The sequence below is a fragment of the Nocardia sp. CA-135953 genome (assembly GCF_050955735.1).
Lineage (GTDB): Bacteria > Actinomycetota > Actinomycetes > Mycobacteriales > Mycobacteriaceae > Nocardia.
Map to the genome: position 1 here is coordinate 3,579,300 of NZ_CP192082.1, position 12,554 is coordinate 3,591,853.

Here is a 12,554-nt window from a genome sequence, read left to right on the forward strand (position 1 = left end):
TCGTCACGCGGGCGACCTCGCGGTCGGCCCATCCGGCTGCTGTCCTGTCCCGAAGACACTGCTGCCGTAGATATCTCGGTCGGTCAGTGTGATCAGGTCGGTCTTGGTGAGCGGTCGCCGCAGCTCGACCAGCCGTTCGGCCTGCCGTAACCGGCAGCGGTCCAGGGCATTGCGCACGCTGCGCGCGTTGGAGAATCGGGGACGGCTCATTCGCAGCGTGAGATATTCACCGAAGGCGGCGTATCCGGTGTCGTCGAGCCGGAAGTTGTCCCGTGCCACCATGAGTTCGGCGATGCGCACCAACTCGTCGTGGGTGTAGTCGCTGAATTCCAGGTGATGGGCCACCCGCGAGGACAGTCCCGGATTCGCCGAGAAGAACTTGTCCATCCGATCCGGATAGCCCGCGAAGATCACCACCAGGCTGGTGCGCTCGCTCTCCATCTCCTGCAGCAGGATTTCGATGACTTCCTGTCCGTAATCGCGTTCGTTCTCCGGGCGGAACAGGTAGTAGGCCTCGTCGATGAACAGCACTCCCCCGGCCGCCTTGGCCAGGGCCTCCTTGGTTTTGGGTGCGGTGTGTCCGATGAACTGGCCGACCAGATCGTCACGAGTTACCGTGTGCACCTTGGGTTTACGGACATAGCCCAGCGCATGCAGCATCTCGGCCATCCGCAGGGCGACGGTGGTTTTGCCGGTGCCGGGGCCGCCGGTGAAACTCATATGCATGGTCGGCCGAGACGCTTGCAGGCCGAAGCGCTGCCTGGCCCGATCGATCAGCAGCAGCGCCGCGATCTCACGCACCCGCCGCTTCACATTCGCCAAACCGACGAGTTCGGCATCGAGCCTGGTCAATACGTCCGCGACGTCATTGCCCGCGATATCGCTGGACAGATCCAGCACCGCATCCTCAGCCAGCAGCTCCGCCGGCGGTGCGTCCGCCGGCACCGCCCTACTGTCGTCCACACCGGGCCGGTGCAATCGGAAACCGTTTGCCGCGCTCGACCTTTCAGCCGCCATACCGGCTACCCGGCCTTTCGTCGGTGGCATACGAGCGCAGACCGTAGGTCTGGCGCCGGTCCGGTCCCTCGGTGCGGGTCAACACGAATCCGGGCTCGTCGACGGGACGCTGGACCAGAAAACTCAACGCGGTGGTCTGCCTGCCGTAGCGGGCGTCATAGGCGAGAACCCGAATGTAGTGTCGCGGGAAGGTATCGCGGCATGCGTCGATCTCGGCGAGCACACCGTCGGGTTCATCGAGATCGAACAGCGGCAGCCCCCACATCTCCCAGTAGGCGTTGCGGGGGTGCGGATCATCGGTGTATTCGATGGACACCGGCCAGTTGTTGAGCAGGGCGTAACGCACCTGAGCCGCGATCTCGGCGTCGGTGAGTTCGGGCAGATACGAGAAGGTTCCGTGGCGCAGATACATGTGCCGAAGTCCTGTCGTTCAGTGGCTGGCCGTCGGCACGGCATCCGGCGCGTCGGTGGAGGTGTAGTCGAAGGTGATATCGCCCCAGGTCGAGAGCGCGACATCGAGCGGGCGGCAGATCTCGGCGGCCTTGCGTAGCACATCCGGACCTTCCTTCAGCAAATCGCGACCCTCGTTGCGGGCCTTCACCACCGCCTCCAACGCCACCCGATTCGCCTCCGCCCCCGCGGCGATGCCGAGCGGATGGCCGATGGTGCCGCCGCCGAATTGCAAAACCACGTCATCGCCGAAAAGGTCGAGCAACTGGTGCATCTGGCCGGCGTGGATGCCGCCGGAGGCGACCGGCATGACACCCCCGAGGCTGGCCCAATACTGGTCGAAGAAGATGCCGTTGCCCGGGTTGGTGGGAATGTGGTTCTCCCGCAGCGTGTCGTAGAAGCCCCTGGTGGTCGCCGGATCGCCCTCGAGCTTGCCGACCACGGTGCCCGCGTGCAGGTGATCGACGCCGATCAGCCGGCACCATTTGGCCAATACCCGGAAGCTCACGCCGTGCGTCTTCTGCCGCGTATAGGTGGAGTGCCCGGCCCGATGCAGGTGCAGCAGCACGCCGTTACGCCGCGCCCAGTGCGACATCGACTGCATGGCGGTGAATCCCACCGTCAGGTCCATCATGATCACGACGCTGCCCAGCTGCTTGGCGAACTCGGCGCGCTCGTACATATCCTCCATGGTCGCCGCGGTGACATTGAGGTAGTGGCCTTTGATCTCACCGGTTTCGGCCGTGGCACGGTTGACACCCTCCATGGCGAACAGATACCTGTCGCGCCAACGCATGAACGGCTGGGAGTTGATGTTCTCGTCGTCCTTGGTGAAATCCAGGCCACCCTTGCACGCCTCGTAGATCACCCGACCGTAATTTCGCGCGGACAGGCCGAGTTTCGGCTTCACCGTCGCACCGAGCAGCGGCCTGCCGTATTTGTTCAGGTACTCGCGCTCCATCACGGTGCCGTGCGGCGGGCCCTGGAAGGTTTTGACATAGGCCACCGGAATCCGCATATCCTCCAGGCGCAGTGCCAGCAGCGGCTTGAAGCCGAAGACATTGCCGATGATCGAGGAGGTGAGGTTGGTGATCGACCCCTCTTCGAAGAGGTCGAGATCGTAGGCGATATAGGCGAAGTACTCGCCGGGGCGGCCGGGAACCTCATCGATGCGGTAGCACTTGGCCTGATAGCGGTCGTGCGCGGTGAGTCGGTCGGTCCATACGACAGTCCATGTGGCAGTGGATGATTCGCCCGCCACGGCGGCCGCGGCTTCGATCGGGTCCACGCCCTTCTGCGGGGTCACCCGGAAGACGGCGAGGACATCGGTATCCTTGGGTACATAATCCGGGGCGTAGTAACCCATCGAGGCGTAGGAGTGGACACCCGGATCCCAGCGGTTGGGTTCGGTTTCGTCGGTCATCATTGCTCCGCTCGGTTCTTGCGGGTGATCCGCGCTCGGGAACTGTTGCGCGAGGCACCCGCGCCCGGATATCGAGCAGGACACCTCGGCTCGGGTGGTGTGCGGGATGCTGCGCCTGAGACGTGGGGTGGACGCCTACTGAGTTCAAGGATGACGGCGTTGCCGATGACAAACAATTTGATTGTTCCTCGGAATACTCAACGGATTCATTGAGTTTGATACCGTCGAATTGTGGGCATGGTGAGTGCGGCAAGGATGGAAACATTCCTGGCCGTGGCTCGCCACGGCAGCATTCGCCGCGCCGCAGCCCAGCTGCACATCACCGAGGCCGCCGTCTCCGCGGCGGTCGCGCACATCGAAAAGCAGCTCGGGGCAAAGCTCATCGCGAAGGCCGGGCGCGGTATCGCGCTCACCGAGGCCGGGCGCATCTACTCCGACTACTGCCGCACCATCCTCGGCCTGATGAAGGAGGCCAATGCCGCGGTGCGCCGGGCCGAAACCGGCAAGCTGCGGATCGGTGTGGTCGCCACCGCGGGTGAGTATGTGCTGCTGGGGCCGCTGGCGTCATTCCGGAACCGTTATCCGGATATCGAACTGAGCCTATCGGTGCATCCGCGCGATGTGCTGTTCCTCGAATTGCACCACCACGAAACGGATCTCGTCATCGCGGGCCGCCCACCACGCGACACCGGGCTGGTGATCCGAGCCCGTCGCCCCAGTCAGCTCGTGGTCGTCGGGAGGCCCGATTGTCCCGATCCGCTGCGCAGCACCTGGCTGCTACGCGGTCGCGGCTCCGGAACCCGGGACGCCACTCTCAGCCTCATCGACCGCCTCGAAATCTCCCCGCCCACCCTCACCCTGGGCAGCCACGGTGCGGTACTGGCCGCCGCCCGCGAAGGTTTGGGCGTGACCCTCATCCACACCGATGCCCTGGCCCAAGACCTGGAATCAGGTCTGCTGCAAGTACTTCCGGTCGACGGCACGCCCATGGATCGTCCGTGGCACGCCGTCACCACTCGCACCCCCACCCCCACAACCCGCCTCTTCCTCGCCCACATCCTCGATCCGGCCGAAGTGGGCGCTCACGCCTTCCACCCCGGCTAGCACACCCCCGGGCGGTGGAGCCCGGGGGTACGACACCCGGACTCCACCCGACTGGCGATCGAAATGATCGCGCAGGTTGTCGGCGATGAATCCGCCATTGGGTTGATTGTGGACCGAACAGCCGCTCAGCAGCACGTTTCGCTGTTACGAACCCGTGAAATATCACGTTCCACGTGACCCGATTCCCGCCCGAATTCTATCGGATGGCATCGCCACGCCAGCGGTGCACCCTGCCCCGACAGGGGGCACGACAACTACGGGCGGAGCTGACCCCACAGCTGCACTGCGAAGCACATGCAGGGTTTCGCGCGGTTTCAGAACTGGCTGTGCTGGGAGTCGAAAGTGAGGATGCGGCCCCCGAGCAGGATCTGGGCACCGGCGGCCAGGGTGGTCAGTTGGTTCGGCACGGCGCGGAGCCATTCCTGCTGGCCTGGCATGCGAATGTAGGTGCCGTTGGCCGAGCCCTGGTCGACAACGGCGACATCCCATTCGACCAGCCGAACCTCCATATGCGCCCGCGACATCGCGCCCGAGCTGTCCGGCAACCGGATCGGCCGCGCACCGCGCCGCGCCGCCTCGGCAAGTTCGGGTTCCCGCCCGAGGACGATGTCGTTGTCGAGTACGAACGACGTCCCGTCATCGAGCATGAGCAACCCCAGCGGTGGCCGCACTCCTTCGGTCAACACGCAGGTCAGCTGATCCATCCGAATCCCACACACCGCGCAGAACGACACCCGCGGATCGTTCAAATGCTGCCGCGAACACATGAACCCCCGAACAACGGCCCTACCACTGCCCTGCCCAGATGCCATCCCGTTTTCCAGTGGTGCAACGGGCTCCGGTACACCGATCTCGGATCTCTTCTGGAGCCCGACTCGCCGCCGCTCCCCGGCAGCCGAAACCGCCCCCCTCGGCGGTAGATTTCCCACGCCCATCGCGGACGCACGCTCCCAGGGTGCCGCCTTCCCCGCCGATCCGCCCCCGATGGGCGGCTGCACCGCACCACTCTCCGGCTGCGGCGCGACCTCACCTTCGGACCGATTCGCTACCGGACCGACCAGGTCAACCGGCGGCCCCGGGAGTTCGCCCCGTTCCGCATCCTCGACCCGGACCGCCGACACCACTCTCACTGCTTCCGTCCATGACGCGTCCTGCGGCGACCCGACCCCGACTCCGCCGATGTCTGATCCCGCGGGCCGGGTGCCGGCGGGCTGCAGCGCGGCCGATACGCGAGGAGCTGACGCGTGCGCACCGAACCACAGCACTGCCCCGGACCCGGGCACCGTTCCCTCGCCGAGTCGGGCGATACCGCGGCTCGGTAACGCAGACGCTGTCGCCGCGTCCTCGTCCACGAACAGCCCGATCCCGATAGCGGGTGCCGGAATCACCACACGGTCGACCGTGAATCCCGCATCCCTGCCATGCAGTACTTCCGCGCGCCCCGAGGTCTCCAGCACCGCCGTCACACCGCCGTGCAGAAATAACGCCACTCCCGCCGTGCTCGGTGTGATCACCCCGAATTCGACTTGGTCCTCCTCGTCCAGACCCATCAACCAGTTAGTGGCAAGTCGTGCGAATCTGCGTCCGGTGCGTGGTTGCTCCTGCGCGCTTGCCTCGCGCACCAGCTCGAGTAGGGCGGCCAGCGTTTGTGCCGCAGGCGATTCGGCTTCGGCCCCAGCATCCGATTCGGCCCCAGCATCCGACCGGTGTGCAACGACCAGTACGACGCCGCCACTGTTCGTGATCAGATGCGTGCCGCCAGACAGCACCTCGAGCTGCGGACTCATAAGAACCGCCCACCCTGGAACCGCCAGCGATGGAATACCACGCGCATCGGCCCGTTCACGACGAGCCAGAACACGATCCACGTCACGATGAACTGGATGAGGAATGCTGTCAGTGACGGATGCAGTGCGCGCGGCAGCACAATGGTCGTATGGTCTACGAGGACCCACATCAGCGCCGCCTCGTTGATCACGGTCCAGAAGCCGAACAGCGTGGGCCAGTCCTTCTCCCACCGGAATTGCTGCAGAAAATGGTAGAGCAATTCCCACAATACGCCGACGAGCACGGTCGCCAGCAGCACCGACAACGTCACCCGATAGGCATTGCCGAGTGACAGCGATCCGGTCGGCAAGACCGGCGTAATGATCACCGCGACCAGCAAGCCGATAACGCCGAGCACGAGTATGCGGGTCTGAATCCGCCCGTTCAAGGTAAGCAGCATCGATCAGATCTTCTTGTTCGTCGCCCACAACCACCATTGCCGAGTCGACCGCAGCGGCCCCATCCGCCGGCAGAAACCCAGCGCCGCAAGATCGTCCGCGATCTCCTGCGCCGCGATCTGCAATCCCAGGAAAGTGTCCACTCCCGGAAACGGTCCACCCAGCGTCGCACTACCTGATGCATAGATGCGTCCGCTGCCACTTCGCGTGCCGATCAACTCGAAGGTGGTCGCCACATCCATGCGCCCCACCGGATTACGACCGGCACCGGCATGATCCAGCAGATCCGCCAGCAACCGATGTTCGCGCACATCGGCCTCCAGCCCAGTGCAGTCGATTATGTAATCGGCCGAGATGTCGAAGGGCTGGGTAGGCGGCGGAAACGGCAGCGCCGCAGTGGGATCCGGCACGATCGTCGTGATCACCCCGCCCTGCCCCCGCACGGGCCGCAGATCGCGCGCACTGCCCGCCATAACCTGGTACCACCCCTCCTTACGCCCGCGCCGCAGCTGCTCCTGCCAATTCGAGCGCACCGGGGTGTTGGTCCCGCCCATCTCCTGGTAGGCCTGCGCGCGTTGCTCCCCTTGCAGCGTGCGCATTTTCGCCTTGAGCTGGCCGCCCCATACCGACTTCGGATAGTTGAATCCCTGATACGACCATCCGTCGCCGCCCGTGCGTCGACTGAAAATATTCGGTCCGTGCGCGGCGGCCACATAGTGCCGAAACAAATGCAGGATCTGGGTATTCAGCCGCAGTTTGTCCCGGTCATCGATGAGCCGTTGCAGCACCCGACTGGCCACGATCCCGCTGCCGCGGATCATCACCTTCCCCGCCCTGCGCTGTAGTGCCTGATAGACGTGCTCATGCGGTTCATACGCATTGACCACGCGCGTCGGATCCCGGTACCGCTCCCGATATTCCTGCAGATCCGGCAATAACTTCAGCCCCGGATAACCCACACCCACATGGACGTATGTACTGCGAAAGGCGATCCGCTTGGTCGGGGCCGCACCGGCGGGCGGAGTCAGGACGCTGAAATACCCACCGCCATAGCGTTTGCGCACCATGCGCACATGCCCTCTGTGCAACGAACCCGCATATCCGATCCGATGGAACTCCCGGTCCATCGCGACGAACGCCTGCCCCGCCCTGGGCGTGTAGTAATTGCTGAAGATCGGCTCGGTGAACACATTCCACAGCGGTCGGATCGTTTTCTCCGCCAGCGCCTCGCGCACCGCATAGGACGGAAAGCCCCAGATATTGTCCGGCATCGAAGCCGAGTCGCTGCGCAATCGCTCCCGGCGCGGAATCTGCGACACCCGCGTCAGATACTCATAGGACGACCACGGCACCTCCTGCGGCCCGAGCACCGCCATCGCTGCCGCCGCAACGCCGTAGATCCGCAAGGTGTCGTAGGTGACGAAGGAACCGATCCCGCTGCCGATGGTCACGAACGGAACATCCACCACCGGAATGCCCGCCCGGCCCACCATCTCGTCGGTCCACACGTCGGTTTCGACGAGTTCGCGCGTGATATCTCCCCGCATTTTCGGGATGCTACCGGCCGAAACTTAGCAACCGCTTTCGATTACCTTGCCCCCGCACGCATTCCACGCCGCCGACCGGCGACAACGCGACGCGCGCTGAGCAATCTGCGCCAACCTGCCACGCCGCACCCCCGCCCCGACGTACCATCCCTGCGTGGCCGACGCGATTCGTTCCACCCCACTGCGGGTCCTGGTCTACAGCAACGACGCCGATACTCGGCGCCAAGTAATGCTGGCACTGGGCAGACACCCGCACCCCGAGCTGCCGGCTTTCGAATACCTCGAGGTGGCGACCGCGCCCGTGGTCATCGAGCAGATGGATGCGGGCGGTATCGATCTGGCCATCCTGGACGGGGAATCCGCCCCGGCGGGTGGGCTCGGTATTGCCAAACAGCTCAAAGACGAGATCGACCAGTGCCCACCGGTTCTGGTGCTCACCGGTCGCCCCGACGATGCCTGGCTCGCGAACTGGTCGCGCGCCGAGGCCGCCGTGGCCCATCCGATCGATCCGATCCGGCTCACCGAGGCCGTCGTCGCGGTTTTACACAACCGACCGGCAGCCTGACCTCATCTTCCCCATCCGTCACATCGTGCCCGCGCCCCGAGGACGCGGGCACTTCGCTGTCACGTGACAGCGCAATCACTTAGCGATCCGACGGGTCGGATTACCCCCGATTCAGTCATATATAGCAGTCCCGTTTTCGATCAAAGACCCCAATCGAATAAACGGTCGAACCGTCGCGTCAGTTGTAGGCTGTGCCGTAGCTCACATGGGCGCGGGCCTCGATATGACGGACCCGCGCGGTGCGAGCAGGCCATGAGGCGAGTCTGACCGAGGCGGACAACGACGTCAGCCCGCCTCGGAAGCTGCCGTCATGATTCCGACGCCGACCATCACATCCCCGGGCCGCTGTCGGGGGACATGACGCCCAACCGCCAGCTACAGCTCGCAAGGAGGGGAAGTGCAGTCGTGAATATCGAGATGCCCACTCTGGTCCTCGGCGCGGTCGCCGCCGCGTTCGCGGTGTTCTCCGTCATTCTCTCGGCCCTGGTCGGCCCCAAGCGCTACAACCGGGCCAAACAGGAGGCCTACGAGTGCGGCATCGAACCGACACCGCACGCCGTCGCGGGTGGGCCGGGAAACATTACCGGACAACGATTTCCGGTGAAGTACTACCTCACCGCGATGCTGTTCATCATCTTCGATATCGAGATCGTGTTCCTCTACCCGTGGGCTGTCCACTTCGATGCGCTCGGTCTCTTCGGTCTCGCCGCGATGGCGCTGTTCATCTTCAACGTCTCGGTGGCCTACGCCTACGAATGGCGCCGCGGCGGTCTCAGCTGGGACTGATCGCCCATACGCATTGGTCCACAAGGCATTTCGCCGCGTCGGGCCGTACGCACAGTGGAAGTGAGAGTTAGTCGAACATGGGTCTCGAGGAAAAACTGCCCAGCGGCTTTCTGCTGAGCACGGTAGAAGATTTCGCCGGATATCTGCGCAAGGGCTCGCTGTGGCCGGCCACCTTCGGGCTGGCCTGCTGCGCCATCGAGATGATGGCCACCGGCGCAGGACGTTTCGATATCGCCCGCTTCGGAATGGAGGCGTTCCGCGCCTCACCGCGGCAGGCCGATCTGATGATCGTCGCGGGCCGGGTCAGCCAGAAGATGGCACCGGTACTGCGTCAGGTATACGACCAGATGACCGAACCGAAATGGGTGCTGGCCATGGGCGTTTGCGCGTCCTCGGGCGGCATGTTCAACAACTACGCCATCGTGCAGGGCGTGGACCATGTGGTGCCGGTCGATATCTATCTGCCCGGCTGTCCGCCGCGGCCGGAGATGCTGTTGAACGCAATCCTGACGCTGCACGCGAAGATTCAGCAGATGCCACTGGGCGTCAACCGCGAGGAGGCCATCCGTGCCGCCGAAGCGGCGGCGCTGGCGGCCACGCCGACCATCCGGATGGAGGGTCTGCTGCGATGACATTCGACTCCCCCGAAAATACCGAATCCACGACGCCGCAGGAGTTCGTCGACGCCGCGGCCACCGCGGGCCCGGAAGGCACACCGCCGGAAGCGGATTCGCCGTCGGCCGAGGTGATCGGCGTGCGTCACGGCATGTTCGGTGTCACCGGCTCCGGCGACACCTCCGGTTACGGCCGCCTGGTCCGTCCGGTGATACTGCCCGGTAGCACCCCAGCCCCGTACGGCGACTACTTCGACGAGGTCGTCGCCGAATTGCAGGCCGCGCTCGGCGCGGTCCGCGCGAGCTGGGAGACCGTCATCGAGAAGGTGATCGTCTTCCGCGGTGAACTCACCCTGCACGTGCGGCGCGAACACCTGGTGACGGTCGCCAAGGTGTTACGCGACTACGCCGCATTGCGTTTCGAGCTCTGCCTCGGCGTGAACGGCGTGCACTACCCGGACGACGCGGGCCGCGAATTGCACGCGGTCTATCACCTCATGTCCATCACCCACAATCGGCGCCTGCGCGTCGAGATCTCCGCACCGGACGCCGACCCGCATATTCCGTCGCTGTTCAGCGTGTATCCGACCACCGACTGGCATGAGCGGGAAACCTACGACTTCTTCGGCATCCACTTCGACGGCCACCCCTCGCTGACGCGCATCACCATGCCCGACGACTGGCGTGGCCACCCACAGCGCAAGGACTACCCGCTCGGCGGGATCCCGGTCGAGTACAAGGGCGCGCGTATCCCGCCGCCCGACGAGCGGAGGGCGTACAAGTAATGAACGACATCGACACCCGGCCCGGCGTCCACAACGACACCGGGCCCGAACCCGCTGTGGTCACGGTGGCAGGCCAGGACTGGGACGCGGTCACCGAAACCCTCGACGGCGCGGGCGAGGAACGCATCGTCGTCAATATGGGTCCGCAGCATCCGTCCACGCACGGGGTGCTGCGGCTGATCCTGGAAATCGAGGGCGAGACGGTCACCGAGGCCCGCTGCGGCATCGGCTATCTGCACACCGGCATCGAGAAGAATCTCGAATTCCGGAACTGGGCGCAGGGCACCACCTTCGTCACCCGGATGGACTATCTGTCGCCGTTCTTCAACGAGACGGCATACTGTCTCGGCGTCGAGCGATTGCTCGATATCGAGGACCAGATTCCCGAGCGCGCCACCATCGTGCGCGTCATGCTCATGGAGCTCAATCGGATCTCCTCCCATCTGGTCGCGCTGGCGACCGGTGGTATGGAGTTGGGCGCTCTCACCCCGATGTTGTTCGGCTTCCGGGAACGCGAGCTGATTCTGGATGTCTTCGAGACCATCACCGGGCTGCGCATGAATCACGCGTACATCCGCCCCGGCGGTCTGGCCCAGGATCTGCCCGACGACGGCGTCACCAAGGTCCGTGAGCTGCTGAAGCTGTTGCCCAAGCGGCTGCGCGATATGGATCATCTGCTCACCCAGAATCCGATCTGGAAGGCACGCACCCAGAACATCGGCTACCTGGATCTCGCGGGCTGCATGGCCCTCGGCATCACCGGTCCGGTGCTGCGTTCGACCGGTCTGCCACACGATCTGCGCAAGGCAGCGCCGTATTGCGGCTACGAGAACTACGAATTCGATGTGCCCACGACCACCGGCTGTGACTGCTATGGCCGCTACTGGATTCGGGTCGCGGAGATGAAGCAGTCACTCGAGATCGTCGAGCAGTGCCTGGACAAATTGCGGCCGGGTCCGGTGATGGTGGACGACAAGAAGCTCGCCTGGCCCGCGGATCTGCAGCTGGGTCCGGACGGGCTCGGTAACTCCCCCAAGCACATCGGCCGCATCATGGGCACGTCCATGGAGGGGCTCATCCACCACTTCAAACTCGTCACCGAGGGCATTCGGGTTCCGGCGGGACAGGTGTATGTCGCGGTGGAGTCGCCGCGCGGCGAACTCGGTGTGCATATGGTCAGCGACGGCGGCACCCGCCCCTATCGGGTGCACTATCGCGACCCCTCGTTCACGAATCTGCAAGCGGTGGCGGCGATGTGCGAGGGCGGGATGGTCGCCGATGTGATCGCCTCCGTCGCCAGCATCGACCCGGTGATGGGCGGAGTTGACCGATGACCGAGATCCTGTTGAAGCTGTCCACCCGGCCGCAACCTTTCTTGCCGTTCGTGCGCGAGCGATTGGAGGTCGATGCCAAGGAGATCATCGCCCGCTATCCAGAGCCGCGCTCGGCGCTGCTACCGCTGCTGCATCTGGTGCAGTCCGAGGAGGGCTGCGTCACCGGAACCGGCATCGAATTCTGCGCCGAACAGCTGGGGCTGACCGGTGCGGAGGTCACCGCCGTGGCGACCTTCTATTCGATGTATCGGCGCACCCCCACCGGCGACTATCACGTCGGTGTCTGTACCAACACGCTGTGCGCGGTGATGGGTGGCGATGCCATTCTCGAAACCCTGCAGCGCCGGCTCGGCATCGGGCACGGCGAGACCTCGGCGGACGGGTCCGTCACCCTCGAGCACATCGAATGCAATGCGGCCTGCGATTTCGCGCCGGTGGTGATGGTCAATTGGGAGTTCTTCGACAACCAGACACCGGAATCGGCTGCCGCACTGGTGGATTCGCTGCGCCGCGGCGAGCAGGTGACACCGACACGCGGTGCGCCGCTGTGCACGTTCAAGCAGACCGCGCGCATCCTCGCGGGCTTCCCGGACGAGCGCCCCGGGGTGCTCGACGGTGCGGCGGGCGAGGCGACGCTGGCCGGTCTGCGGGTTGCACACGAACAGAATATGCGAGCGCCGGAACCGAAGCCGGGCGAGGAGTGA

The 12,554-nt window shown here is 64.8% G+C and carries 13 protein-coding genes; 7 read left to right on the forward strand and 6 right to left on the reverse strand.

Going from position 1 to position 12,554, the window contains the following annotated elements:
* Positions 1-3 precede the first annotated feature (3 nt).
* The 3 genes from ACQPXH_RS16550 to ACQPXH_RS16560 all read right to left on the reverse strand — a co-directional run bounded on the left by ACQPXH_RS16550 (position 4) and on the right by ACQPXH_RS16560 (position 2,890).
* Positions 4-945, reverse strand: a complete 942-nt coding sequence (locus ACQPXH_RS16550; protein ID WP_433603202.1) for an AAA family ATPase — start codon at positions 943-945, stop codon at positions 4-6.
* A 61-nt stretch (positions 946-1,006) separates the two neighbouring features.
* Complete coding sequence (locus ACQPXH_RS16555) at positions 1,007-1,429, reverse strand: ribulose bisphosphate carboxylase small subunit (protein WP_433603203.1); 423 nt, start codon at positions 1,427-1,429, stop codon at positions 1,007-1,009.
* Positions 1,430-1,447: 18 nt separating this feature from the next.
* Positions 1,448-2,890 (reverse strand): form I ribulose bisphosphate carboxylase large subunit, encoded by a 1,443-nt coding sequence (locus tag ACQPXH_RS16560; RefSeq protein ID WP_433603204.1) that lies wholly within the window; start codon positions 2,888-2,890, stop codon positions 1,448-1,450.
* Positions 2,891-3,127: 237 nt separating this feature from the next.
* Here ACQPXH_RS16560 and ACQPXH_RS16565 point away from each other — a divergent pair, with 237 nt between their 5' ends.
* Entirely contained in the window at positions 3,128-3,994 is an 867-nt protein-coding gene (locus ACQPXH_RS16565; protein WP_433603205.1) for a LysR family transcriptional regulator, read from the forward strand.
* A 314-nt stretch (positions 3,995-4,308) separates the two neighbouring features.
* Here the strand turns inward: ACQPXH_RS16565 and ACQPXH_RS16570 are convergent, their stop codons facing one another.
* From ACQPXH_RS16570 to ACQPXH_RS16580, 3 genes are read right to left on the reverse strand one after another with little or no spacing between them, the layout of a single operon-like run.
* Entirely contained in the window at positions 4,309-5,781 is a 1,473-nt protein-coding gene (locus ACQPXH_RS16570; protein ID WP_433603206.1) for a hypothetical protein, read from the reverse strand.
* Positions 5,778-6,221: a hypothetical protein gene (locus ACQPXH_RS16575; RefSeq protein ID WP_433603207.1), complete on the reverse strand. Its 444-nt coding sequence runs from the start codon at positions 6,219-6,221 to the stop codon at positions 5,778-5,780. Before ACQPXH_RS16575 ends, ACQPXH_RS16570 begins: the two co-directional genes overlap by 4 nt.
* A gap of 3 nt (positions 6,222-6,224) precedes the next feature.
* Positions 6,225-7,766 carry a hypothetical protein gene (locus ACQPXH_RS16580; protein WP_433603208.1) on the reverse strand — a complete coding sequence of 514 codons (1,542 nt, stop codon included), beginning with the start codon at positions 7,764-7,766 and terminating at the stop codon, positions 6,225-6,227.
* A 154-nt stretch (positions 7,767-7,920) separates the two neighbouring features.
* Between ACQPXH_RS16580 and ACQPXH_RS16585 the strand changes: the two genes are divergently transcribed.
* From ACQPXH_RS16585 to nuoE, 6 genes are all read left to right on the forward strand, one after another.
* Positions 7,921-8,331 carry an Rv3143 family two-component system response regulator gene (locus ACQPXH_RS16585; protein ID WP_433603209.1) on the forward strand — a complete coding sequence of 137 codons (411 nt, stop codon included), beginning with the start codon at positions 7,921-7,923 and terminating at the stop codon, positions 8,329-8,331.
* A gap of 417 nt (positions 8,332-8,748) precedes the next feature.
* A complete protein-coding gene (locus ACQPXH_RS16590; protein ID WP_433603210.1) occupies positions 8,749-9,117 on the forward strand; it encodes an NADH-quinone oxidoreductase subunit A in 369 nt (122 codons plus the stop codon).
* 77 nt (positions 9,118-9,194) lie between these two features.
* Positions 9,195-9,749: a NuoB/complex I 20 kDa subunit family protein gene (locus ACQPXH_RS16595; protein ID WP_433603211.1), complete on the forward strand. Its 555-nt coding sequence runs from the start codon at positions 9,195-9,197 to the stop codon at positions 9,747-9,749.
* The gene (locus ACQPXH_RS16600; protein ID WP_433603213.1) at positions 9,746-10,516 is read left to right on the forward strand and encodes an NADH-quinone oxidoreductase subunit C; all 771 of its coding nucleotides are present in this window, start codon (positions 9,746-9,748) and stop codon (positions 10,514-10,516) included. The genes ACQPXH_RS16595 and ACQPXH_RS16600 overlap by 4 nt, the downstream gene beginning before the upstream one ends.
* Positions 10,516-11,850 carry an NADH-quinone oxidoreductase subunit D gene (locus ACQPXH_RS16605; protein ID WP_433603214.1) on the forward strand — a complete coding sequence of 445 codons (1,335 nt, stop codon included), beginning with the start codon at positions 10,516-10,518 and terminating at the stop codon, positions 11,848-11,850. Before ACQPXH_RS16600 ends, ACQPXH_RS16605 begins: the two co-directional genes overlap by 1 nt.
* Positions 11,847-12,554 carry an NADH-quinone oxidoreductase subunit NuoE gene (gene nuoE, locus ACQPXH_RS16610; RefSeq protein WP_433603215.1) on the forward strand — a complete coding sequence of 236 codons (708 nt, stop codon included), beginning with the start codon at positions 11,847-11,849 and terminating at the stop codon, positions 12,552-12,554. Before ACQPXH_RS16605 ends, nuoE begins: the two co-directional genes overlap by 4 nt.

Coding starts and splice junctions, on each gene's coding strand:
- ACQPXH_RS16555 (WP_433603203.1), bottom strand. CDS start 1,429: ATGTATCTGCGCCACGGAACCTTCTCGTATCTGCCCGAACTCACCGAC.
- ACQPXH_RS16560 (WP_433603204.1), bottom strand. CDS start 2,890: ATGACCGACGAAACCGAACCCAACCGCTGGGATCCGGGTGTCCACTCC.
- ACQPXH_RS16565 (WP_433603205.1), top strand. CDS start 3,128: ATGGTGAGTGCGGCAAGGATGGAAACATTCCTGGCCGTGGCTCGCCAC.
- ACQPXH_RS16570 (WP_433603206.1), bottom strand. CDS start 5,781: ATGAGTCCGCAGCTCGAGGTGCTGTCTGGCGGCACGCATCTGATCACG.
- ACQPXH_RS16575 (WP_433603207.1), bottom strand. CDS start 6,221: ATGCTGCTTACCTTGAACGGGCGGATTCAGACCCGCATACTCGTGCTC.
- ACQPXH_RS16580 (WP_433603208.1), bottom strand. CDS start 7,766: ATGCGGGGAGATATCACGCGCGAACTCGTCGAAACCGACGTGTGGACC.
- ACQPXH_RS16590 (WP_433603210.1), top strand. CDS start 8,749: ATGCCCACTCTGGTCCTCGGCGCGGTCGCCGCCGCGTTCGCGGTGTTC.
- ACQPXH_RS16595 (WP_433603211.1), top strand. CDS start 9,195: ATGGGTCTCGAGGAAAAACTGCCCAGCGGCTTTCTGCTGAGCACGGTA.
- ACQPXH_RS16600 (WP_433603213.1), top strand. CDS start 9,746: ATGACATTCGACTCCCCCGAAAATACCGAATCCACGACGCCGCAGGAG.
- ACQPXH_RS16605 (WP_433603214.1), top strand. CDS start 10,516: ATGAACGACATCGACACCCGGCCCGGCGTCCACAACGACACCGGGCCC.
- nuoE (WP_433603215.1), top strand. CDS start 11,847: ATGACCGAGATCCTGTTGAAGCTGTCCACCCGGCCGCAACCTTTCTTG.